Source organism: Rhodococcus sp. 14-2470-1a (genome assembly GCF_002259425.1).
In the GTDB taxonomy this organism is placed as follows: Bacteria; Actinomycetota; Actinomycetes; order Mycobacteriales; family Mycobacteriaceae; genus Rhodococcoides; species Rhodococcoides fascians_E.
This window is the reverse complement of sequence record NZ_NPFZ01000033.1, coordinates 228,485-252,635: the sequence shown is the minus strand read 5'-3', so window position 1 is coordinate 252,635 and position 24,151 is coordinate 228,485. Positions and strand designations below refer to the sequence as shown.

The following is a 24,151-nucleotide window of genomic DNA, read 5'->3' as shown; positions in this document are numbered from 1 at the left end:
TCTTAGGACTGACGTAGAAGATGGAACTGCTATTTCCGCTGCTGATCGTGGCGCTGCTCGTACCGATGTTCCTCAACGTGCGCAAGCAGAAGAAGGTCCTCGCCGACACCCAGGCATTGCAGGACTCGCTGAAGGTCGGTGACGAGGTCGTGACGACCGCAGGCCTCTACGCCCGCGTCGCGCTGGTAGAAGAGGACACCGTCGACCTCGAGATCGCCGACGGCATCATCACCACCTGGTCCCGGGCAGTCGTCCGTGAGGTTCTCCCACCGGAGACCGACGACGAGTTCGACGATCGTTCAGGCGACGCGATCACCGCACCCGACGACCTGTCCGGTGTGGAAGGTGCAGGACCGTCGCTCGACAAGACCGTGTCGTCGCAGCCCTCCGCCGACGACACCGTCGAACAGAGCACGCGTCGCCTCGACAAGGAGTGACTTCGCGATGATCTCAGCCGCTGTCGGACACGGTCCGGCAGCGGTTTCGCGTGCAAGGGTCCAGGCGCCCGGTATGCCCTGAACCTCCCGCGAGTCACCTCTCGTCACCTCACCCTCAAACGCCAAGAGGAGAATCACACACCGTGGCACCTTCAAGCGGATCGGTGCATCCATCCCGCTATCTCGCCGTGTTCGGCGTCCTGATGGCCGTTGTGTACGCCTTGGTCTTCTTCACCGGAGACAAGTCCCCCGAGCCCAAGCTCGGTATCGACCTCGAAGGCGGTACCCGTGTCACGTTGACGGCGCGGACGCCGGACGGCAGCGCGCCGAGCCGTGAGAGCCTGATCCAGGCACAGCAGATCATCACCACTCGCGTAGACGGTCTCGGTGTCGCGGGCTCGGAGGTGCTCATCGACGGCGAGAACCTCGTCATCACCGTTCCCGGTGACGACAGCTCGCAGGCACGCACTCTCGGCCAGACCGCGCGGCTGTTCATCCGCCCGGTGATTCAAGCTGCACAGCCCGCGGCAGGCGCCCCCGCGGGAGGAACCGAGCAGGCCCCGGCAGGTGGAACACCCGCCGAGACGCCCGCTGCCGACACTCCTGCGCCGTCCGGAGATGCGGTGCCTCAGGGTCGCCCGTTCCCGGCACAGGATCCCAGCGCGGTCGATCCGACACCCGCGCCCACACCCGCCGACCCCGCCGAGGATCCTGCTGCGGAGGACCCGGCTGCGGACGAGCCCGCGGGCACCGAGGCCGAGCAGGCCGCCGACCAGATCGCCGAGGCGAAGGCGCTTCGTCAGAGCGAGGACCCTCAGGTCCAGCAGGCTGCCCTCGCGACGATCGACTGCAACGCTCCCGACCCGTTGCAGGGCAACGACGACCCGGCCTTGCCGTTGGTCGCATGCTCCACCGACGGTGCCGCCGTGTACGTCCTCGGGCCGAGCATCATCGACGGTCAGCAGATCTCCGATGCGACCTCCGGATTCAACTCCCAGCAGTCGCGTCACGAGGTCAGCCTGAGCTTCGATTCCGAAGGCAGCAACACGTGGGCGCAGTTCACCGGAGCCAACATCGGCAGCCAGGCTGCGTTCACGCTCGACTCCAAGGTCGTCAGCGCGCCGGTGATCCAGGGCGCGACGCCAGCCGGTAGCGCAACGTCCATCACCGGACAGTTCACCGCCCAAGGTGCATCGGACCTCGCGAACACCTTGAAGTACGGATCGCTTCCGCTGTCCTTCGCGTCGTCGGAAGCCGAGACCGTGTCCGCGACGCTGGGGCTGGCTTCGCTCGAAGCGGGTCTGCTCGCCGGAGCGATCGGCCTCGCGCTCGTGTTGGTCTACTGCCTCGTGTACTACCGTGCGCTCGGATTTCTCACCGCACTGTCGCTGGTGCTCGCGGGTGCGATGGTGTACGGAATTCTCGTTCTGCTCGGCAGATGGATCAACTTCACCCTCGACCTTGCCGGCATCGCCGGTCTGATCATCGGCATCGGCATGACGGCCGACTCGTTCGTCGTGTTCTTCGAGCGCATCAAGGACGAGATCAGGGAAGGCAGAAGCTTCCGATCCGCCGTTCCGCGAGGTTGGACGCGTGCACGCAAGACGATTCTGTCCGGTAACGCCGTGAGCTTCATCGCCGCCGCGGTGCTCTACGCCCTGGCCGTCGGTCAGGTGCAGGGCTTCGCGTTCACGCTCGGCCTCACCACGATCCTCGACGTCATGGTGGTCGTCCTGGTCACCTGGCCGCTGGTCTACCTCGCGTCGAAGTCCAAGTTCTGGTCCAAGCCCGGCGTGAACGGGCTCGGCGCCGTCGCGCAGATCGCGCAGGAACGCAAGCGCGCCGCCGCACGTGCCATGGCAAGCAAATCCGCATCCGATGCTGCGACGAAGGGGGCCTGAGATGTCCGATTCATCCGAGAACACCGAGGGCACCGGGTCGGTCCTGCTGCAGGACTCCGGCGTCGATCAGAGCGCGCAACCCGCGCGTGGTTGGCTGTCGAGGCTGTACACGGGAACGGGCGCGTTCGAGGTCGTCGGTAGGCGCCGGTTCTACTACATCCTCACCGCGGCGCTCGTCCTGGTGTGCCTGCTCAGCATGGTCTTCCGTGGGTTCACCCTCGGAATCGACTTCGAAGGCGGAACCAAGATTCAGGTTCCCGCCGACGGCGGTGTCACCTCCGAGCAGGTGGAGACGGTGTTCACCGACGCTCTCGGGTTCGGCCCCGAAGCAGTGCAGACCGTCGGCTCCGGCGCGGCTGCCACGGTGCAGGTGCGTTCCGAGGCACTCGACGCAGGACAGGTCGACCAGGTGCGTCTTGCACTGTTCGACGCCTTCCAGCCGGTGGACAGCACCGGAACGGCGAGCCCCAACGCCATCAGCTTCTCCGACGTCAGCGAGACGTGGGGTGGGCAGATCACGCAGAAGGCACTGATCGCGCTCGTCGTGTTCCTGGTCATCGTCAGTATCTACATCGCGATCCGATACGAGAGGGACATGGCGATAGCAGCACTCGCCGCACTGTTCTTCGACCTGCTGGTCACCGCCGGTGTGTATTCGCTCGTCGGGTTCGAGGTCACGCCCGCGACGGTCATCGGCCTCCTCACCATCCTCGGGTTCTCGCTGTACGACTCCGTCGTGGTCTTCGACAAGGTCGAGGAGAACACGCGCGGAATCCTTCACCTGGGCCGGAAGACCTACGCCGAGCAGGCCAACCTGGCCGTCAACCAGACCCTGATGCGGTCGATCAACACCACCGTCATCGGCGTTCTGCCGGTGTTGGCGCTGATGATCGTCGCCGTCTGGCTGCTCGGTGTCGGCACACTCAAGGACCTCGCGCTCGTCCAGCTCGTCGGCATGATCGTCGGCGCGTACTCGTCGATCTTCTTCGCGACGCCGTTGCTGGTGTCCATCAAGGAGAAATGGGGTCCCGTCGCGGCCCACACCAAGAAGGTGTTGGGCAAGCGTGCCGAGGCCGCGAAGCGCGTAGGGTCGGACACTCCGGTCGTAGCAGGGTCGGGCACAGTCCCCGACGCGCCGGTGACCCCTCGGGTGGGCTCGCGGCCTACCGGAAAGCGTGCCAAGAAGAGGCGTTGATGAACGTGCGAGTCCAGAGGTCGCGGACGACGGCAGCGGTGGCGGTCGTCGCCGTCACAGCAGGCGCTCTCGCAGGGTGCTCGACGGCAGAGGACCAGGTCCCGTCCATCGGATACGCCGTCGACACGGTATTGACCACGTACAACGCCAATACGGTCGACGGCGCCGCATCGGCGGCCCGGCAGGCGTTCCCTCGGGTCCAGACCGGCTTCGGCTACGTCGGACCCGAAGGCGAAGCGCTCTCGGACAACGACGTGGGCGGGGTGTCGGTCGTACCGGCCGACGTCCTCACGGTGTCGTACACGATCGCGCCGCAGGCGACGTACTCCGACGGCGTCCCGATGACGTGCGACGACCTGGTGCTGACATGGGCAGCGAACAGTGGGCGCTTCGTGGCGGGGGAGAACGACCTGCCCCTGTTCGACGCTGCGTCGAGCGCGGGATACCGAGACATCGAACGAGTCGACTGCATCCCGGGAAGCAAGGACGCCACGGTCGTCTACCGTGCGGGTCGGAACTACGACGGCTGGCGGTCCTTGTTCGGCGCAACCGATCTTCTGCCCTCCCATGTGGCAGCTCGCGTCGCCGGGGTCCCCAATGTCGTCGACCCGATCCTGTCCGGCGACCTCGCGGCGGTCGGGAGGATCGCCGAGTTCTGGAACACGGGCTGGAATCTCGTTCCAGGACAGATCGACACGTCCCTGCTGCCGTCCAACGGGCCCTACCGCGTCGACTCCTACACCCAGGAGGACGGCCTCGTACTCGTCGCCAACGAGTCGTGGTGGGGGGTTCCGCCCGAGACCGACCGCATCGTCGTATGGCCGAAGGGAACCGACGTCGCCGCACGCGCAACCGAGGGCGACCTCGAGGTCGTCGATCACGGTGCAGGCGGCGACATCCCATCGGACGGCTTCGAGCGCACCGACTTTCCGTCCCACGGCGTGGAGCAATTGACGTTCGCGACCAGCGGTTCGCTCGCGGCGTCCGCTGCGCGCCGCGCAATCGCAGCGTGTGTGCCGCGGGAGCAACTGTTCGACGGCGTCGGCCACCCCGGATACGACGAGTCCGCAGGCATCGGCTCGGCCGTCGTCGATTCCCGACTCGTCCGTCCGAGCGCGCTGCTCTACGGACCGGTGGCCGCTACCGCGGACGGCCGTTACCGGCAAGCGGACGTCGCGGCGTCGACGACCGAGCGAAACAACGCCGATCTGGACAGCCTCACCGTTCGAGTCGGCTACCTCGCACCCGATCCACGGCGCGCACGGATCGTCGCCGACATCGCGGCCGCATGCGCGCCCGCCGGGATCACCGTCACCGACGCAGGGTCTCCGGACTTCTCGCCGAGTGCACTACGCACGGGGGCGGTCGACGCCGTTCTCGGAGCCACTGCGTCGGCCTCGGGACCGTCGGGAGCGGTGTCCGAGGAAGCGGCGCGCTACAGCGTGCACAGCGGGAACGGCAGCAACGTCGGTGGATTCACCAACGGCAGAATCGATGCGATCGTCGACGAGCTGGCGACGGCGCCGTCGGATGGGACCGTGCTGTCTCTCGCGACCGAAGGGGAACGGATCCTCTGGAACGAGATGCCCTCGCTTCCACTGTTCAACCAGCCTCGAACGTTGGCCGTGGCGGACGGTATGACCAACGTCGTCGTGAATCCGACGGTGGCGGGTGCAGGGTGGAACATGGATCGTTGGATACTGCTCAGGTGAACAGAGTTTCCGAAGAGAGAGCGTCGATCGCGTCGGACCACATCGACCGACTCACCCGATGGGCCGACGATTTCCCGGTCGACGGGGTGCGGTTCGCCGATCTGACGCCGGTGTTCGCAGATCCAGACGGTCTGAAGTCCGTGGTAGCGGCACTGGCCGAGGCCGGTTCGGGAGCCGACCTCGTTGCGGGAATCGATGCGCGCGGCTTCTTGCTGGGCGCGGGTGTCGCGTTGGAACTCGGCACCGGCATTCTCGCGGTCCGCAAGGCAGGCAAGGTCCCGCCACCCGTGGTGGCGCAGAGCTACGAACTGGAATACGGGTCGGCGGAACTCGAGATCCCGGCCGACGTCGACATCTCGGGCCGGAAGGTCCTGATCGTCGACGACGTCCTCGCCACCGGTGGCACCATCGCGGCCACCGCAGAGTTGTTGCGGGCCTGCGGCGCCGAGGTCGTCGGTGCTGCGGTCGCGCTCGAGATCGCGGTCCTCGAGGGTCGAGGCAAGTGCGAGGGCTACCCGCTTGTCTGCCTTCGGCAGGTCTGAGGACTAAAGTTGGTGAACACTGCTGTTGTCGAAGATCCGTAACCGAGGTCGGTGTCGGTCGACCGAGGGGCCATGAGCCAAGCGAACGAGAGCAGACCACGCGGCAGGAGGCGAACATTGTGACCCGTTACCTCGACCAACCCTTGCCGGATCGACCTGCGTCCGAATCGGAATCGGGAAAGGCGGCTACTGCGGACACTCCGCAGGCGACACCGGACTCCGCTCCGCTGGTCGTCGGAAAGGGCTCGGCACCCGCCGTCCCTACGTCCGCGTCCCGACGCGTCCGCGCCCGCTTGGCCAGGCGCATCACGGCCGGCCGCAACGCCGCGGTCAAGCCTGTCCTCGAACCGCTGGTGAGTCTGCACCGTGAGCTTTATCCGAAAGCGGATCTCGCGTTGCTCCAACGGGCATACGACGTCGCGGACGAGCGCCACGCCACCCAGATGCGCAAGTCCGGGGACCCGTACATCACGCACCCGTTGGCGGTGGCGAACATTCTCGCCGAACTGGGCATGGACACCACGACGCTGGTCGCGGCTCTCCTGCACGACACCGTCGAGGACACCGGCTACTCGCTGAAACAACTCACCGACGAGTTCGGTGAGGAAGTAGCGCACCTCGTCGACGGGGTGACCAAGCTCGACAAGGTGGTTCTCGGCACCGCGGCCGAGGGCGAGACCATCCGCAAGATGATCATCGCAATGGCCCGCGATCCTCGCGTTCTGGTCATCAAGGTGGCCGACCGCCTGCACAACATGCGCACCATGCGCTTCCTGCCGCCCGAGAAACAAGCACGAAAGGCGAAAGAAACCCTCGAGGTCATCGCGCCACTCGCACACCGTCTCGGCATGGCGACGGTCAAGTGGGAACTCGAAGATCTCGCATTCGCGATTCTGCACCCCAAGAAGTACGACGAGATCGTTCGACTCGTCGCCGATCGTGCACCCTCCCGCGACACGTACCTCGAAAAAGTGCGCGCCGAGATCAACGCGTCGCTGTCGGCCTCCCGCATCAGTGCGGCCGTCGAAGGACGACCCAAGCACTACTGGTCGATCTATCAGAAGATGATCGTCAAGGGTCGCGACTTCGACGACATCCACGATCTGGTGGGCGTACGCATTCTGTGCGACGAGATCCGCGACTGTTACGCCGCCGTGGGCGTCGTGCACTCGCTGTGGCAGCCGATGGCCGGCCGGTTCAAGGACTACATCGCGCAGCCTCGCTACGGCGTCTACCAGTCGCTGCACACCACGGTCGTCGGCCCCGAAGGCAAGCCGCTCGAGGTGCAGATCCGCACGAGAGACATGCATCGCACGGCCGAGTTCGGCATCGCCGCGCACTGGCGGTACAAGGAGACGCGCGGCAAACACGGCAACGACAACGCCGAGGTCGACGACATGGCGTGGATGCGCCAATTGCTCGACTGGCAGCGGGAGGCAGCGGATCCGGGCGAATTTCTGGAATCGTTGCGCTACGACCTGGCCGTCAAGGAGATCTTCGTCTTCACACCGAAAGGTGACGTCGTCACGCTGCCCGCGGGGTCGTGTCCCGTCGACTTCGCGTACGCCGTGCACACCGAGGTGGGTCACCGCTGTATCGGAGCCCGCGTCAACGGTAGATTGGTGGCGCTCGAACGCACGCTCGAGAACGGCGAGGTCGTCGAGGTGTTCACCTCGAAGGCCGTCACCGCCGGGCCGAGCCGCGATTGGCAAGGCTTCGTCGTCTCGCCCCGCGCGAAGACGAAGATCCGCCAGTGGTTCGCCAAGGAGCGCCGCGAGGAAGCACTCGAAGCGGGCAAGGACGCCATCGCGAAAGAAGTGCGCCGCGGCGGACTACCGCTGCAACGGTTGATGAACGCCGAGTCGATGTCCACGATCGCGCACGAACTGCGCTACGTCGACGTCTCGGCGCTGTACACCGCGGTCGGCGAGAGTCACGTGTCCGCGCAGCACGTGGTGCAGCGGTTGGTTGCTCACCTCGGCGGCGTCGGAGACGTGGAAGAGGAACTGGCGGAGCGGTCCACACCGTCCACCATCCCGACTCGTCCGCGTCAGGTCGGTGACGCCGGTGTGCTGGTGTCCGGCACCGAAGGGATCGTCGCGAAGCTGGCCAAGTGCTGCACCCCGGTGCCGGGCGACGAAATCCTCGGGTTCGTCACCCGCGGCGGGTCGGTCAGTGTCCACCGAACCGACTGCACCAACGCGAAATCGCTGGGCGAGCAGTCGGAACGGTTCATCGACGTCGAATGGGCCCCGTCGGCATCCTCGGTGTTCCTCGTCGCGATTCAGATCGAGGCGCTGGATCGGCATCGCCTGCTCTCGGACGTCACCAAGGCACTCGCGGACGAGAAGGTCAACATTCTGTCCGCGTCCGTGGCCACATCGGGGGACCGGGTGGCGATCAGCAAGTTCACCTTCGAGATGGGCGACCCGAAGCACCTGGGCCACGTCCTGAACGTCGTGCGCAACGTCGAAGGGGTGTACGACGTCTATCGCCTGACGTCGGCTGCCTGACCCCCACGTGAGTGGAAATGTAGGTCAGGACCTACATTTCCACTCACGGTCACTGAGCGGCGACGACCGACTCGATGGTGACCGCCGCGTTGGGTGGTCCGTCGTTGCCCGGTGTGGAGACTCCGGCCGCTGCCACCGCGTCCAGCGTCGCCAGTCCGGCGTCGTCGATGGTTCCGAAGACGGTGTACTGCGGAGGAAGGACGGAATCCTCGTAGACCAGGAAGAACTGGCTGCCGTTGGTATCGGGTCCTGCGTTCGCCATGGCGACGGTGCCGCGGGGGTAGACGACCGGGCTGGACAGCGCCGCGTCGCCGGCCGGGAACGCCGTCGTCGGGTACTCGTTGGCGAACTCGTAACCGGGGCCACGGTTTCCCTGTCCGGACGGATCCCCGCACTGCAGGACCTGTAGCCCTTCGGTGGTGGTCAGCCGGTGACAGACGGTGTCGTCGAAGTACCCCTGCGTGGCAAGTGACGTGAAACTGTTGACGGTGCAGGGCGCTTCGGAGCGGTCGAGCGACAGGCCGATGGGGCCCTGGCTCGTCGTCACCGCAACGTCGACCAGCCCGACGGTGGACACTCCGTACTGCTGCGGCGCGGTGTTCTCGCGAATCGCGGGCGTTGCCTCCGGGTACTCGCAGGTGGTGCTCGACACCTCCTGCGCAGGAACCGGGGGGAGGACTCCGAACAGGCTCAGATCCAGCGGCGGCTGAGTGGTCGGGGCCGCGGCACTGGTCGTGGCCGACGCGGACTCGGTCGTCGCTGCGGTACCGGAGTTGTCCGACGAGCAACCTGCCACGAGGAGAACGGACGCGCCCGACGCGGCGAGCACCGCTAACGTGCGCTTCACAGGTCGCTCACGACACTGGTGATGTCCACCGGAAGTGCAGGCTTGCCGTCCGCGGCTCCACCTTCGACGCCCGCCGCAGCGACCTTGTCCAGTGTCTGCAGACCGGTCTCGTCGATGGTGCCGAACACCGTGTAGGCGGGCGGCAGCGTGGAGTCGCCGTAGACGAGGAAGAACTGGCTGCCGTTCGTGCCGGATCCCGCGTTGGCCATCGCGATCGTTCCGCGTGGGTAACTGATCGGCTCGTCGGCGGCCGGGTCGCCTTCGGCGTACTGATCGGCCGGGAACTCGTCGGCGAACTGGTAGCCCGGTCCGCCCATGCCGGTGCCTGCGGGATCGCCACATTGCAGAACCTGCAAACCAGCGCCTGTGGTGAGTCGGTGGCACTGCGTGCCGTCGAAGTAGCCCTGGTTGGCGAGAGAGACGAAACTGTTCACCGTGCACGGTGACTGCGGATTGTTCAGCGTCAGGCCGATGTTGCCCTGCGTCGTCTCCATGCTGTAGCTGAGTGCTTCGTCACTCGTCGGCACGCCGTCGGTGCGCGGAGGAGTGTTCTCCTTCGCGGCGGGCTGTGCGGCCGCGGGGTAGCTGCAGTCGACGGTCTCGGGGAGCGGCTCGGCGCGGCCGTCGGCGATCAGTGTGTCGCCGTTGGGCGTCGACGACGCCGTCGTCTCGGGCTCGTCTCCGCCGCGAGTGAGGGCGAACACGACGGCAACCGCACCGACCACGACCACCACACCCAGCACCGATCCGGCGATGGTCAGCTGTTTACGCTTCTTCGCTCGTTCGGCTCGGCGTTCGAGTTGTCGCTCGAGCTTTCTCTTCGCTGCCTCGCGCCGCTGCTCGTTGCTGGGCAATTGCGTGTCCTCCCGCTTGTGTCGTCCGCCGGCTCGGCCTACGTCTCTTCCCGCCGGTCGGCGAGCCGAAACCGACCGTGAGTGAGTGTGCCATTACATCCTGAGAAGTTTCCGCTTGGCATGGCGGCGTCGTTCCGGGGGCGGACTGCGCACACGCAGGTGGACACGGTCCAACTAGGGTGGAACGGACCTTGGCGTACGAAAACTAGGAGCGGCAGCTGTGCTCGTCACCGGATTCCCGGCGGGAATGTTTCAGACGAACTGTTACGTGCTCGCCCAGGAGGGCTCGTCGGACTGCGTCGTGGTGGATCCCGGGCAGGATGCGACGGAACCGCTCCTGCGGTTTCTGGGTGAATCCGGGCTCACTCCCGAAGCGGTGTTGCTCACCCACGGTCACCTCGACCACACCTGGTCCGTGGAACCGGTGTGCGAGAAGTTCGGTATTCCTGCCTACATCCACGACGAGGACAGGTTCATGCTGTCCGATCCACTGCGTGGCACCGGCCCGACCCTCGCCGCTCTGCTCGGCGACGCGGAGTTCCACGAGCCCGAACGTGTGGTCGACCTGAACAGTGGGACCTCTCTCGAACTGGCAGGCATCGAGTTCGGTGTGCTTCACACGCCCGGCCACACGCAGGGGTCGGTCGTGTTCACCATCGACGTCGAGACACCGGACGGCACACTGGCGATCGCGTTGACCGGCGACACGCTGTTCGCGGGGTCCATCGGGAGAACCGATCTTCCCGGAGGTGACCACGAACAGTTGCTTCGCTCGATCGCGACGACGCTACTGCCGCTCGACGACGCCACCGTGGTGCTGCCGGGACACGGCGGGCAGAGCACCATCGGCCAGGAACGCGCCTCCAATCCCTTTCTCGTTGGACTCGCAGGCCCCGAACAAGGAAAACTGTGACCGTGAGCAAGCCGAGTACCTTTTCTGCGCCCAAGGGCATTCCCGACTACGTCCCCCCGAATTCCTCGGAGTTCGTCGCCGTCCGTGAGGGGTTGCTGACCGCGGCTCGCAACGCCGGGTACGGGCACATCGAACTGCCCATTTTCGAGGACACCGGGCTGTTCGCACGCGGTGTCGGCGAGTCGACGGACGTCGTGAGCAAGGAGATGTACACCTTCGCCGATCGGGGCGACAGATCCGTCACCCTGCGTCCGGAGGGAACTGCAGGCGTCATGCGCGCCGTCATCGAGCACGGCCTCGACCGGGGAGCTCTCCCGGTGAAACTTGCCTACGCAGGGCCGTTCTTCCGCTACGAACGCCCGCAGGCGGGACGCTATCGACAGTTGCAGCAAGTCGGGGTCGAAGCCATCGGAATGGATGATCCTGCGCTGGACGCCGAGGTCGTCGCCGTGGCGGACAACGGTTTTCGGTCGCTCGGTCTGACGGACTTCAGGTTGGAGATCACGTCGCTGGGGGACGACACCTGCCGCCCGCAGTATCGAGAATTGTTGCAGGAGTTCCTCTTCGGCCTTCCGCTCGACGAGGCCACCCGCACGCGCGCTCGGATCAACCCGCTTCGAGTCCTCGACGACAAACGTCCGGAAGTGCGCGAGATGACGTCGGACGCCCCGCTGATGCTCGACCACCTGTCCGACACTGCGCGGGCGCACTTCGACGAGGTGCTCGCACACCTCGACGCGTTGAAGGTTCCGTACGTCGTGAACCCGCGGATGGTCCGCGGACTCGACTACTACACGAAGACGACGTTCGAGTTCGTCCACGACGGACTGGGCGCGCAATCCGGAATCGGCGGCGGTGGCCGATACGACGGGTTGATGGCGCAACTGGGTGGCCAGGAACTGTCCGGCATCGGATTCGGGCTCGGCGTCGACCGAACCATGCTTGCCCTCGCAGCCGAGGGGAAGTCGGCCGGATCTCCCGCGCGCTGCGCCGTGTTCGGCGTTCCGCTGGGATCGGACGCGAAAGCGCGCATCGTGGCGATCGCAGGCGAACTGCGCGGCAAGGGAATCAGCGTCGATCTCGCCTACGGCAATCGTGGTGTCAAGGGCGCCATGAAAGCCGCCGATCGTTCCGGCGCACAGTTCGCCTTGGTTCTCGGCGACAAAGAGCTGGCCGACGGTAACGTCGTGGTCAAGGAATTGTCGACCGGGGAGCAGCACGACGTGGCACTGTCCGAGATCGTGTCGCACCTGGAGGCTCGACTTGGCCGGTGACGAGCGCGTCGACCTGGATCTGATACCTACCGAGCTGATCGTTCCCCGGCTCAGGAAGGTCGCGATCGGTGCGCTGGTGTTCGGTGTCCTCGTCGCCGTGATCACCTCGTTCTTTCTGCCTACCACCGTTGCGGTCGTCCTCGGCGTCGTCGTCGGAATACCGGCTGCGGCGTCGGCGTGGGTGGGCATCCGACGTCGAACATGGCTCGACGGCAACATCGTTCACGCCCGCGGTGGGGTGCGTACCCGCGCTCTGTCGGTGCCGAACTTGGTGTCGGCGGAGCTGCAGGTCAGAACGGCGCGGATAGATCAGATCTCGCTGCGCCTGTACGACGGCAACGTGAAACTGACTCTCGCGTTGGCGCTCTACACGAACGGCGGGGGCCGTGAGCTCCCCATTCTGTCGCTCCGCAAGCTCGCCGACGCATTGTGGACGAGTGAACTGGTGCCGGCTGCAGCGATCGCCTCGCTTCTCGTCGACCAGTTGAAAGCGGAAGCCCGCGACGCCGGGCTGGGGGAGCGGCCGCTCTATCGAGCGGCGGAGCTCGTCAAGGCGGCGGGCAGAACCCCTCTCGCCACCCTGACCGACCGTGAGGTCGCCGAGCTGGGCAACTAGCGGCTACGTGACCAGGAACGCATCGAGGACGACGGATTCTGCGGAGCGGGTGCCCGACGTGACGACCAGGGCGCGGTTCAGGTAGGTGAATTGCGGTACCGCCGTGGAGATTTCGAGAGTGCCACGGAAGTAGTAGGTCGCGGGGTCGACTTCTTCGGTTCCGGCGAGCGACTCGATGACCTCGGCCGGGCCGAACTGAAGACCGCGGAACGACAACGCGAGGTGACCGCCCTCGGCGAGCTCGAGAGTGATGTCTGCGGCGAACTCGGTGCGGCCGTCGACGCGCGTCACCCCGGCAAGGGACGTCGAAACAGCAACCGTCCCTTCGATGTCCGGTCCTGGAGCGGCGCCGCCGAGGATGGGCGTCACCACTCGTTCGCCGTCGGGTACCGAGCCGACGGCGATGGGGCTTCCCAGGCTGAGTCCGAGGCGGAGGATGGGTTCGAGTGTGGGAACGATCGGTGCGGTCACGCCTCCACCGTAGCGGCAGCCCCGATGCTGCCGTCCGCGTGACGCTCGTTCTCGGCGGCGCCGACCCGCTTGACACCGATGTAGAACACATGTTCGACTGTGTGCATGCGATGGGCGGGACAGACACTCGGCGCCGCGGACGACGGCGCACTGCCCGGTCTCGAGCGTGCCGGCCTGGTTCGCAGCGTGCAGACGCCCGAATTCGAGGGCATCACGTTCCACGAGGTGCTGTGCAAGAGTGCGCTCAACAAGATCGACGGTGATTCGCTTCCGTTCTCGTGGACGGTCAATCCTGCGCGCGGGTGTTCCCACGCGTGCACGTACTGCTTCGCCAGGCCCACCCACGAGTACCTCGACCTCGACGCCGGCAGCGATTTCGATTCGCAGATCGTCGTGAAGACGAACATTGCCGCGGTGCTTCGCAGAGAACTCGCGCGTAAATCGTGGAAGAGGGAGCCGGTTGCATTGGGCACCAACACCGACCCCTACCAGCGCGCCGAGGGGCGATATCGGCTGATGCCCGGCATCATCGGCGCACTCGTTGAATCCGGCACGCCGTTCTCGATCCTGACGAAGGGAACGCTGCTGCGGCGGGATCTGCCCTTGCTCGCCCTTGCCTCTCGCCAGGTCGACGTGCACATCAACATCAGTCTCGCCATTTTCGACGCCGGCCTGCAGAAGCAGATCGAGCCGGGCACGCCGAGCCCCAAGGCTCGTCTCGAGCTGATCAGAGCAGTCCGCGACGCAGGGTTGCCGTGTGGTGTCCTGGTGGCACCGGTGATTCCGTTCCTCACCGACGGGGCACGGCAGCTCGAGTCCCTCGTCGAAGCGCTCGCCGACGCAGGAGCGACCTCGGTGTCCGCGATGCCGATGCACCTGAGGTCGTCGACGAAGGACTGGTTCATGTCGTGGTTGGCGGAACATCACCCAGCGTTGGTTCGTCGCTACCGTCAGCTGTACGGGCACGGCGCATACGTGACACCCGAGTACAAGGCGTGGCTGCGAGGACGTATCGATCCTATGTTGGAGCGCCACGGATTCGATGTCGGCGACGCACGTTCCATGCCCAAGAACGTTCCCGTCGAACCGGATTCGCCTGCGTCGGAGGCGCGCGACCCGGCGCTCACCCTGTTCTGAGAACGCTCGTGTCTCGGGCTGTCACCGTGTGAGGGCGGCCGGACTGTTCAGGTCGCGGGCGGAGAACGTGTCGCAGGCACCGACCTGCCCGGTCCTGTACCCCGCCACGAACCACGCCTGACGCTGCTCCGAGGACCCATGGGTCCAGCCCTCCGGGTTCACCCGACCGCTCGACGCTTGCTGGATCCGGTCGTCACCGACCGACGACGCTGCCGACAGCGCATCGCGAACATCGGTGTCGGTGAGAGGTTCCAGGAAGGGTTGGCCGGTGTTCGGGTCAGGGATCAGCGCGGCGTGATGTGCCCAGACACCGGCGTAGCAGTCGGCCTGCAGCTCCACCCGAACCGCACCGGATTCGGCGCCCTGCGGATCGGCCTGTGCTCGTCCGATGTCGCCCAACTGATTCTGAATGTGATGGCCGACCTCGTGGGCGACGACGTATTCCTGCGCCAGCGGGCCACCGCTGGATCCGAACCGGTCGACGAGGACCTGGAAGAAGCTGGTGTCGAAGTACGCCGTCGAGTCGGCGGGGCAGTAGAACGGTCCGACCGCACTGGTCGCATTGCCGCAGCCGGTGTTGATCGAGCCGCTGAACAGTCGTACTGCGGGCTCGACGTAGTCCACTCCGGTCTGGGTGCCGAGCTCGGACTGCCAGACATCGTCGAGGCTCCCGATCGTCCCGACGATGCGGCAATCGACGTCACTGTTGGCGTCGGCCCCTGTCTGGCACTTGTCGAGCGAACCGTCGGTCCCGGCGGATTGCGACGAACTGTCCGTTCCGTCGGTCAGCTGCCCCAGGATCGATCCCGGGTCTCCGCCGAACAGCAGCGCCAGCACCAGAATCACCAGACCGCCCGCACCTCCTCCGAGCGCGATCTTGCCGCCTCGGCCACCGCCACCGGAGGACACACGCTTCGAGTCGAGTCGAGCGCCTTCTCTGAACGTCATGCCTCGTCATCCTTCCAGGAAGAACGTCCCCCCGGGCGAGTTGCACGGCCCGATCCGACGTTTGTCGAACTGCAGCTTCCCATGCCTGAAGCGGTATCGCGTTTCCTGTCCGGACGTCGCCTCCGTAGGATTGGTGACCGACGAACACGCTTTGTTCCATTTTTGTGAAAGGACACCAGTGCTGCGCACCCACCTCGCCGGCTCACTTCGATCCGAGCACGTCGACCGAACTGTCACCCTGACGGGGTGGGTTGCGCGTCGCCGCGATCATGGCGGTGTCATCTTCATCGACCTTCGTGACGCATCGGGCGTCGCCCAGGTCGTGTTTCGCGAGGGCGATGTGGCCGAGAAGGCGCACCGCCTGCGCGCCGAGTACGTCGTGAAGGTCACCGGCAAGGTCGAGGGTCGCCCCGAAGGCAACCAGAACTACGAAATCCCCACCGGTGCGGTCGAGGTCGATGCCACCGACATCGAGGTTCTGTCGGAAAGCGCGCCGCTTCCTTTCCAGCTCGACGATCAGCCGGGTGAGGAAGCGAGGCTGAAGTACCGCTACCTGGACCTGCGTCGAGAAGGACCCGGCCACGCAATCCGGCTGCGATCGCAGGTCAATGCTGCGGCGCGTGGTGTCCTGGCGCATCACGAGTTCGTCGAAGTGGAGACACCGACGCTGACGCGGTCGACGCCCGAAGGCGCCCGCGACTTCCTGGTCCCTGCACGCCTTCAGCCCGGTAGTTTCTACGCGTTGCCGCAGAGCCCGCAGCTGTTCAAGCAGCTGCTGATGGTCGGCGGTATCGAGCGGTACTACCAGATCGCCCGCTGCTACCGCGACGAGGACTTCCGCGCCGACCGCCAGCCGGAGTTCACTCAGCTCGACGTCGAGATGAGCTTCGTCACCCAGGACGACGTCATTCTGCTCGCCGAGGAGATCCTCGCCGCGCTGTGGAAGCTCGTCGGACACGACATCACGTCGCCCATTGCGCGCATCACGTATGCCGACGCGATGCGTCGCTACGGTTCGGACAAGCCCGACCTGCGGTTCGACATCGAACTGGTCGAATGCGCGGACTTCTTCTCCGCCACGGAGTTCCGCGTGTTCCAGGCGCCGTACGTCGGCGCCGTCGTCATGCCGGGCGGGGCGTCGCAGCCGCGCAAGCAGTTGGACAAGTGGCAGGAGTTCGCGAAGCAGCGCGGGCACAAGGGTCTGGCCTACGTTCTGGTCGGCGAGGACGGGACTCTGGGCGGACCGGTCGCGAAGAACCTCACGGACGAAGAACGGGACGGAATTGCCGCCCATGTAGGCGCGAAGCCCGGTGACGCGATCTTCTTCTCCGCCGGCGCCGTCAAGTCCTCGCGAGCTCTCCTCGGCGCTGTCCGAGGCGAAATCGCGCGCAAGCTCGACCTCATCGATCCGAAGGCATGGGCGTTCGTGTGGGTCGTCGACGCACCGCTCTTCGAGCCGACGTCCGACGCCACCGCGAGCGGCGACGTCGCGGTCGGCTCGGGTGCCTGGACCGCGGTTCACCATGCATTCACATCGCCGAAGCCGGAATCCATCGATACCTTCGACACCGATCCGGGCTCGGCCCTGGCGTACGCGTACGACATCGTGTGCAACGGAAACGAGATCGGCGGCGGAAGTATTCGTATCCACCGCAAGGACATTCAGGAACGAGTGTTCGCGATCATGGGCATCGGCCACGAGGAAGCGCAGGAGAAGTTCGGCTTCCTGCTCGACGCGTTCAGCTACGGCGCGCCTCCGCACGGCGGAATCGCGTTCGGGTGGGACCGCATCACCGCGCTCCTGGCAGGCGTCGACTCCATTCGCGAGGTCATCGCCTTCCCGAAGTCCGGCGGTGGCGTGGACCCGTTGACGGATGCCCCGGCAACGATTACCCCGTTGCAGCGCAAGGAATCCGGCATCGATGCCAAGCCGGAGAAGATTGCACAGGAGAAGAAGGACGACACTACGGACGCGCCTTCCGCGGAATAGAAGCCCACCGCAGCAGAAACCCCCGCAGCCGCCGGAGCTGCGGGGGTTTTTCTGTTCGAAGGCCTACGCCGGCGAGACAGCTCCCGCGGACAGGACGCGGTACGCGTAGGTCACCGCGATCACGCTCGTGGGAACGGTGAACAGAAGCCCCAGCCCACAGGGCACTGCTCCGACGATGTTGATTCCGGCCACCGCAAGGTACAGCAGGACGAGCTTGCCCGGGCTGACACCGAGCAACCTGATGTTGGCGGTCAACGCAGTCACCGCCGATGCACCACGGTCGATGATGAAATGCGGACCGAACCAGATCAAGATCCCGAGAAGCAGACTGATCGACAGGGATGCCAGGGTGGGCAGCGACGGGGCCACGGCACTGATCAACGAGACGACGACTCCGAACAGGGTCAGCTGCACCAGGTTGGGCAGACGCCAGAACTCGCCGAAGCCGGGCCTCGCACCGTCCAATTCCAGCAACGCACCCCGGATGAGCAGGGCCCCGGCGAAGAATCCGATGACGCCGGCCACGAACGTGATCACGAGCAGGCCGACCGAGAATCCTCCGTCGGCGGTCGGAGCGAACATCGTGTTCTCGTACTCGGTCGAGCTCGAGATACTGGCGATGATGATGGCGAACAACACGACGTAGCCCAGGACGGTCACCGCCGCGAAGACCCCCATGAAGCCGAGCCACACGCCGATGTTGGCACCGAACTTCTTCCAGCCGTAGCTCAGAGCCGCGCCGACACCCAGCGACGTCGGTGGCGTGTAGTGCGGGTGCGAGAAGGGCGGCGATGCGTAGGGCCCTTGCGCGTACGGCGGTGGAGATTGGGACCCGTCCCAGGGTTGTGTCGACGGGTACGTGGGATAGCCACCGCCGGACGGCCCGTAGTCAGGCTGTTGGCCGTACGCGGGCGGCGGCCCGTAACCCGGTTGCGACTGGTTGTATCGAGGCTGGCCTGGATACGTGGGCTGGCCCTGATACGGGGGCTCCCCTGGGTACTGGGGCTGCCCTGGATACGGGGTCTGTCCTGGGTACTGGGGCTGCCCTGGATACGGGGGCGGTGTCGGATTTCCGGGCTGCTGAGGGTAGCCGCCGAGGCCCTGCTGCCGAGGGTCGTACGGTTGCTGGGTGTACCCCTCTTGCGGGTTCTGATCCTGCGGTGCGCCCTGCTCTGGATCCGGGGCGCCGACCCCGGTGTTGCTCGTACCGCCGCCGTCGTGGTCGTTCAACATCTCCCTCTCGCCGGAATCTTCCTGTCTGTCGTCGCCTGGACCGGCCCGTGTTCGGACGGTGGACCCAGGCGACGACAGAACAATACGGCGAGTGACCGACGATTTCGATACCGAGCAGTCTGATGCTCGAAATCGCGCCGGGATCTAGACCGCAGCCGTGCGGGACACGATGCGATACGCGTAGGTCGACGCGATGGCGGAGATCGGGATGGTCACGAGCAACCCGAGGAAGCACGGGATGGCTCCGAGGATGTTGATCCCGATGATGGCGAGGGCCAAGAGGAACAGTTGTCCTGCGTTCGAGGAGATCGCTCGGAAACTGGACTTGATGGCGGCGACGGCGTCCTCGTTGCGGTCGATGACGAATTGCAGTGTCCACCACGACAGGAAGGTCAGAACGAGACCCGGGATGACGAGCAGGACGAACCCGACCAGAACCATGATGGCGACGAGAACACTGGCGATGATGATCGAGGCGACGTTGGCGAACTGGAAGAAGGACCCGATGGCGGGCTTGTTGCCGTCGACCTCGTGCAGAGCGCCACGGATGAACGCGGCATTGATGATGTACCCCACGATCGCCGAGACGACGGTGCCGATGATCGACCAGATGCCGAACAACGCGGACACGTCACCCGAATTCCCCGAGCGACCGAAAACGAGGTTCAAGATCACCTGAACGACTGCGGCGATGACGACGATGCCGATCCAGACGCCTGCATTGTCCTTGAACTTGTTCCAGCCGAACGAGAGCGCATCACCGACGTTCAGCGTGGGCGGCAGGCCGACGCCGTGTCCGCCGTAACCCTGGCCGCCGTAACCCGGGGATGGCGGATAGTTGCCGGGCGGTGGTGGGTAGTTGCCGGGCGGTGGTGGGTAGTTGCCGGGCGGCGGGGGATAGCTGCCCGGAGGTGGCGGGTAGTTTCCGGGCGGTGGTGGGTAGGCGCCGGACGGTGGCGGATAGTTTCCGGGCGGCGGGGGATAACTACCCGGAGGCGGTGGGTAATTGCCCGGAGGCGGTGGGTAATTGCCCGGAGGCGGTGGGTAATTGCCCGGAGGCGTGTTACTGCCCGGGTGACCGGACTGCTCGGGATTGTTGTCCTTGCCGTCCTGGGGTCCGTTCGGTGGGTTCTCGCTCACGATGTCTCCTCATCAGTGGTCGATCGATTGTGCCGCACCGATCCGCGTCTGCGGACCGAACCGGCAGGTGAATCGAAGGGTGAAACGCAGCGAGCGGGCCCGCCGATGTGGAGGCGGGCCCGCTCGCTGATCGTTCAGCGGGTCACTTCGTGGTGATGACCTGGGTTCCGCCGGCGATCTCGTCGTGCTTGCCCTGCTTGGTCGGGCTGGAATTGATGGTCACCGCGATGACGATGTATGCAATGAACACCAGGAGTCCGCCGAGAAGGGGGACGACATTGAGAAGCATGAAGGCGTTGCGTTTCGCAGCCTCTGCCTGAGTTGGGTTGCCTCCGGCGACTCCCACCGTGCGCAGTCCCAGCAACTGCTTGCCGAAGGTTTGTCCGCGGGACGATTCGAGGAAGACGAAATACGAGAATCCGAGGACTGCGGAGATGATTCCGAAGAGGAGGCTGCCGAAGAACCCGGATGGAAGAATCACGTAGAAGACCGCGAGCACGATTCCGACGATGATGCCGTCGATGAGACGTGCGCCGAAACGTAGTCCGAGGCTCCCTGGTTGCCCGCCTCCGGGCAACTGTGAACCGGACCCGTATGCGGCGTTACCGCCGACCGGCGGCGGCGGGTAGTTGCCCGGAGGTGGTGGGTAGTCGCCGGGGGGAGGGTAGCTACCGGGAGGCGGATATCCACCGGCGTTTCCGGGAGGCGGGTACCCGCCGGCTGGGTTCTGGGGATACTGAGGCTGATTCGGATCCGAACCGTACTGAGGTCCGTTGGGCGGGTTCTCGCTCACTGATGTTCCCCTCGACTGACGTGATGTTGAGTCGTTGACAAATGTCTGGATTTCGACGCTGAGCGAACCGCACCCGGGGGTGCGTGTCAAGCACTACGCGCCCACCGCCCGTTTGGTTTCGTCGTCGATTCTCCACCGAGCGGGCACAGCTGAGGACCTCTAAGGTTGGTGGTTCTTACCGATTCTAGATTTGTGAGGGGCTCGCCGTGGGCATCAAGGTCGCTCTGGAACATCGAACAAGTTACTCGTTCGACCGCACGGTCCAAGTGTTTCCGCACGAGATCCGACTGCGGCCTGCGCCGCATTCTCGGACGCCGATCGAAGCGTATTCGCTGAAGATCGAACCTGCCGAGCATTTCGTGAATTGGCAGCAGGACGTGTTCGGAAACTTTCTGGCACGCGTCGTTTTTCCGGAACGAACCGATCACATGTCGATCACTGTCGGGCTCGTCGCCGACATGGCCGTCATCAACCCGCTCGACTTCTTCGTCGAGGACTGGGCGGAGCATTTCGGTTTTCAGTACGACAAGGCGGACCTGCCGGATCTGGAGCCGTATCTGCGGCCCGTCGACGAGGACGAAGAAGGAAGTGGCCCAGGGCCGGTCGTGTCCACGTGGGTGGAGAAGTTGGAGGCGGCGGCACGCGAACGCGGTGACACGCTGCGCACCATCGATTTTCTGGTGATGGCGAACCAAGCCGTCCTCGGCGACGTCGGCTACTCGGTGCGGATGGAACCGGGTGTGCAGAGCCCTGACCACACGCTGACCACAGCTGTCGGTTCGTGTCGAGACTCGGCGTGGTTGCTGGTGTCCGTTCTGCGCCAGATGGGATTGGCCGCGCGGTTCGTGTCCGGGTACCTCGTGCAGCTCGCGTCCGACGTGAAGTCTCTCGACGGTCCGTCCGGGCCCGCAGCCGACTTCACGGACCTCCACGCGTGGACGGAGGTCTACCTCCCGGGTGCGGGGTGGGTCGGGATGGACCCGACCTCCGGATTGTTCGCGGGCGAAGGCCACATCCCTCTGTCGGCGACGCCGCACCCGTCCACGGCGGCAGCCATTTCCGGCGCCACGAGCAAATGCACTGCAGAGCTGGACTTCTCCAACACCGTGGTTCGGGTACACGAGGACCCGCGCACGACACTGCCGTACACCCAGGAGCAGTGGGACGCCATCCGGCGGACTGCATCGACGCTCGATGCCCGCATGAGTGCGCAGGACATTCGATTGACGGTGGGAGGTGAGCCGACGTTCGTCGCCATCGAGAATCAGGACGCGCCCGAATGGAACACCACCGCCGACGGTCCGCACAAGCGAATCCTGGCCAGCGCACTCGCCGAGCGTCTGCGCACCATCTACGCACCCGACGGGTTGGTCCAACGCAGCCAGGGCAAGTGGTACCCCGGTGAGCCGTTGCCGCGGTGGCAGGTCGGTCTGTATTGGCGGACCGACGGTGAATCGTTGTGGAGCGACTCCGATCTGATCGCCGATCCGTGGCTTCCTGCCGACGAGCGGCCCGCCGACGTGGACAACTCCGCGTCCCGGGCTCTGGTGGAAAAACTGGTGGAAGGCCTGGGATTACCGGCAGAGCAGGCACGACCGGCGTTCGAGGATCCGTTGGTGCGGCTACTCGACTACGTCCGGCAGCCGTACGGCGATCCGCCCGTCGACGCCGACATCGAACCCGGCACCGACACCCCGGACGCCCGTGCGGCGTTGCTGGCGAAGCTCGAGTCCAGTACCGACGAACCAGCGGCGTTCGTTCTGCCCATCGGCAGAACTCCCGACGGCACGGGGTGGCGCAGCGCGGATTGGACTCTCCGCCGTGGTCGCATCGTGCTTCTCGAGGGCGACTCGCCCGCAGGCTTGCGGCTTCCGCTCAGTGCCATCTCGTGGACCGGTGGTCCGCCGGAGAATCCGTCGGACCCGACCGACCGCAAGGATCCGTTGCCTGCGCGTCAGATGACGCAGCGTCCACCTCGGCCCGTCGACCCGGCCGAGGCGCGATACGCGCGACTCGCACTGGCGAACGAGTCGAATCGGGGCGTCGTCGGCGGCAACGGCGTGACGGCGCTCGTCGCCGAAGTGCGGGAGGGCGTCCTGCATGTGTTCATGCCTCCCGTGGACCGGTTGGAGGACTTCGTCGATCTGGTCGCTCGGGTGGAGGACGCCGCGTCGGCGATCGAGACGCCCGTCGTCATCGAGGGCTACGGACCTCCGTCGGATCCACGCGTGCAGACATTGACAGTCACCCCCGATCCCGGCGTCATCGAGGTGAACGTTCAACCGTCGTCGTCCTGGGCGGAACAGAACGAGCTGATGGAGACGCTGTACCGCGAAGCACGCCGATCACGGCTGAGCACGGAAGGATTCGACAACGACGGCACGACGCGGGGGACCGGCGGCGGCAACCACATCACTCTGGGTGGCGTCACGCCGTCGGATTCGCCGATTCTGCGCCGACCGGACCTGCTGGTGTCGCTCCTGACTCACTGGCAGCGACATCCGTCGTTGTCGTATCTGTTCTCGGGTCGCTTCATCGGAACGACGTCGCAGGCGCCGCGGGCCGACGAGGGCCGCGAAGAGGCGCTGTACGAACTGGAGGTCGCGTTCAGTGAAATCCAGAGGTTGACGGGGTCGGACCGGACTGCGTCGCCGTGGGTGGTGGATCGCGCGCTTCGTCATCTGCTGACCGACATCACCGGCAACACACACCGTGCGGAGTTCTGCATCGACAAGCTCTACAGCCCGGACAGCACACGCGGCCGATTGGGTCTGCTGGAACTGCGCGGATTCGAGATGCCGCCGCACCACCAGATGGCGATGGTGCAGTCGCTGCTCGTGCGGTCGATGGTGTCGAGGTTCTGGGACACACCGCTCGACGCGCCGCTTATTCGGCACGGGTCGAACCTGCACGGCCGATACATGTTGCCGCACTTCGTGATCAGCGACATCGGCCGAGTCGCGGAGGACCTGAGAGAGCACGATATCGAATTCGACACCAGCTGGCTGGACCCCTTCACCGAATTCCGGTTTCCGCGGTTGGGGACCACCGTGATCGGTGATGCGGAATTGGAACTGCGCGGCGCGATCGAACCGTGGAACACACTGGGTGAGGAGTCGACGTCGTCCGGCACCGCCCGGTACGTCGACTCGTCCGTCGAGCGGCTTCAGGTGAAGATCGCCGGTGCGGACGATGGCAGATACATGGTCACGTGCAACGGGGTTCCGGTGCCGATGCTGCGGACCGAACGGCAGGACGTTCAGGTCGCCGGCGTCCGCTACCGGGCGTGGCAGCCGCCGAGTGCACTGCACCCGACCATCGAGGTACAGAGTCCGCTTCGGTTCGACCTCGTGGAAAAGCAAACGGGACGAGCAGTCGGAGGCTGCACCTACCACGTGGTTCATCCAGGTGGGCGGTCCTACGACGGGCCGCCGGTGAACTCGGTCGAGGCCGAGGCGCGCCGCAACGGTCGATTCGAGGAGGGCGGGTTCACCTCCGGCAAGGTGGACGTAGCAAGATTGCTCGAGTTGCAGGCGCGCCAATCGATCGACGTGACGGCGCCTGGCATGTTGGATCTCCGGCGTACGGGTGTCTACGCCGGCTAGTGGCCCGCGCGGCCACCCGCGACGCCCGAC

Annotated in this window: 19 protein-coding genes; 12 read left to right on the top strand and 7 right to left on the bottom strand. The window is 65.6% G+C overall.

Annotated features, from left to right (window positions below):
- The first annotated feature begins 20 nt into the window (after positions 1-20).
- The 6 genes from yajC to CH292_RS23255 all read left to right on the top strand — a co-directional run bounded on the left by yajC (position 21) and on the right by CH292_RS23255 (position 8,300).
- Positions 21-437 (top strand): preprotein translocase subunit YajC, encoded by a 417-nt coding sequence (gene yajC / locus CH292_RS23280; protein WP_019663991.1) that lies wholly within the window; start codon positions 21-23, stop codon positions 435-437.
- A 143-nt stretch (positions 438-580) separates the two neighbouring features.
- Positions 581-2,338, top strand: a complete 1,758-nt coding sequence (gene secD, locus CH292_RS23275) for a protein translocase subunit SecD (protein ID WP_026347585.1) — start codon at positions 581-583, stop codon at positions 2,336-2,338.
- Between the two features lies 1 nt (position 2,339).
- Complete coding sequence (gene secF / locus CH292_RS23270; protein ID WP_094655835.1) at positions 2,340-3,533, top strand: protein translocase subunit SecF; 1,194 nt, start codon at positions 2,340-2,342, stop codon at positions 3,531-3,533.
- Entirely contained in the window at positions 3,533-5,245 is a 1,713-nt protein-coding gene (locus tag CH292_RS23265; RefSeq protein WP_094655834.1) for an ABC transporter substrate-binding protein, read from the top strand. Before secF ends, CH292_RS23265 begins: the two co-directional genes overlap by 1 nt.
- Complete coding sequence (locus CH292_RS23260) at positions 5,242-5,787, top strand: adenine phosphoribosyltransferase (RefSeq protein WP_094655833.1); 546 nt, start codon at positions 5,242-5,244, stop codon at positions 5,785-5,787. Before CH292_RS23265 ends, CH292_RS23260 begins: the two co-directional genes overlap by 4 nt.
- A gap of 143 nt (positions 5,788-5,930) precedes the next feature.
- A complete protein-coding gene (locus CH292_RS23255; protein WP_026347584.1) occupies positions 5,931-8,300 on the top strand; it encodes a RelA/SpoT family protein in 2,370 nt (789 codons plus the stop codon).
- 49 nt (positions 8,301-8,349) lie between these two features.
- On the opposite strand, the gene CH292_RS23250 is transcribed toward CH292_RS23255, so the two are convergent.
- Together CH292_RS23250 and CH292_RS23245 are read right to left on the bottom strand one after the other, a co-directional pair.
- The gene (locus tag CH292_RS23250) at positions 8,350-9,147 is read right to left on the bottom strand and encodes a peptidylprolyl isomerase (protein ID WP_256978477.1); all 798 of its coding nucleotides are present in this window, start codon (positions 9,145-9,147) and stop codon (positions 8,350-8,352) included.
- Positions 9,144-10,001 carry a peptidylprolyl isomerase gene (locus tag CH292_RS23245; protein WP_094655831.1) on the bottom strand — a complete coding sequence of 286 codons (858 nt, stop codon included), beginning with the start codon at positions 9,999-10,001 and terminating at the stop codon, positions 9,144-9,146. The genes CH292_RS23250 and CH292_RS23245 overlap by 4 nt, the downstream gene beginning before the upstream one ends.
- 220 nt (positions 10,002-10,221) lie before the next feature.
- Here CH292_RS23245 and CH292_RS23240 point away from each other — a divergent pair, with 220 nt between their 5' ends.
- The 3 genes from CH292_RS23240 to CH292_RS23230 are packed head-to-tail and all read left to right on the top strand — an operon-like array spanning position 10,222 to position 12,804.
- Positions 10,222-10,914, top strand: a complete 693-nt coding sequence (locus CH292_RS23240; RefSeq protein ID WP_094655830.1) for an MBL fold metallo-hydrolase — start codon at positions 10,222-10,224, stop codon at positions 10,912-10,914.
- A gap of 2 nt (positions 10,915-10,916) precedes the next feature.
- The gene (gene hisS / locus CH292_RS23235; RefSeq protein WP_027498531.1) at positions 10,917-12,188 is read left to right on the top strand and encodes a histidine--tRNA ligase; all 1,272 of its coding nucleotides are present in this window, start codon (positions 10,917-10,919) and stop codon (positions 12,186-12,188) included.
- Positions 12,178-12,804 carry a hypothetical protein gene (locus CH292_RS23230; protein ID WP_019666416.1) on the top strand — a complete coding sequence of 209 codons (627 nt, stop codon included), beginning with the start codon at positions 12,178-12,180 and terminating at the stop codon, positions 12,802-12,804. Before hisS ends, CH292_RS23230 begins: the two co-directional genes overlap by 11 nt.
- 3 nt (positions 12,805-12,807) lie before the next feature.
- Here CH292_RS23230 and CH292_RS23225 read toward each other — a convergent pair whose 3' ends face one another.
- Complete coding sequence (locus CH292_RS23225; RefSeq protein ID WP_019666415.1) at positions 12,808-13,275, bottom strand: DUF3237 family protein; 468 nt, start codon at positions 13,273-13,275, stop codon at positions 12,808-12,810.
- Positions 13,276-13,380: 105 nt separating this feature from the next.
- On the opposite strand from CH292_RS23225, the gene CH292_RS23220 reads away from it, so the two are divergent.
- Positions 13,381-14,412 carry an Rv2578c family radical SAM protein gene (locus CH292_RS23220; RefSeq protein WP_033189673.1) on the top strand — a complete coding sequence of 344 codons (1,032 nt, stop codon included), beginning with the start codon at positions 13,381-13,383 and terminating at the stop codon, positions 14,410-14,412.
- Positions 14,413-14,433: 21 nt separating this feature from the next.
- Here CH292_RS23220 and CH292_RS23215 read toward each other — a convergent pair whose 3' ends face one another.
- Entirely contained in the window at positions 14,434-15,360 is a 927-nt protein-coding gene (locus CH292_RS23215; protein WP_019666412.1) for a neutral zinc metallopeptidase, read from the bottom strand.
- 178 nt (positions 15,361-15,538) lie between these two features.
- Between CH292_RS23215 and aspS the strand changes: the two genes are divergently transcribed.
- Positions 15,539-17,350, top strand: coding sequence for an aspartate--tRNA ligase (gene aspS, locus CH292_RS23210; protein ID WP_094655829.1), 1,812 nt, complete (start codon positions 15,539-15,541; stop codon positions 17,348-17,350).
- A 63-nt stretch (positions 17,351-17,413) separates the two neighbouring features.
- Here the strand turns inward: aspS and CH292_RS28675 are convergent, their stop codons facing one another.
- The 3 genes from CH292_RS28675 to CH292_RS23195 form a co-directional block, all read right to left on the bottom strand.
- Positions 17,414-18,583: a hypothetical protein gene (locus CH292_RS28675; protein WP_094732666.1), complete on the bottom strand. Its 1,170-nt coding sequence runs from the start codon at positions 18,581-18,583 to the stop codon at positions 17,414-17,416.
- A 144-nt stretch (positions 18,584-18,727) separates the two neighbouring features.
- Positions 18,728-19,723 carry a hypothetical protein gene (locus CH292_RS23200; RefSeq protein WP_094655828.1) on the bottom strand — a complete coding sequence of 332 codons (996 nt, stop codon included), beginning with the start codon at positions 19,721-19,723 and terminating at the stop codon, positions 18,728-18,730.
- Positions 19,724-19,865: 142 nt separating this feature from the next.
- A complete protein-coding gene (locus CH292_RS23195; protein WP_256978475.1) occupies positions 19,866-20,516 on the bottom strand; it encodes an RDD family protein in 651 nt (216 codons plus the stop codon).
- 206 nt (positions 20,517-20,722) lie between these two features.
- Here CH292_RS23195 and CH292_RS23190 point away from each other — a divergent pair, with 206 nt between their 5' ends.
- On the top strand, positions 20,723-24,121 hold the full coding sequence (locus CH292_RS23190) for a DUF2126 domain-containing protein (protein WP_020110138.1): 3,399 nt from the start codon (positions 20,723-20,725) through the stop codon (positions 24,119-24,121).
- The last annotated feature ends 30 nt before the right edge of the window (positions 24,122-24,151 follow it).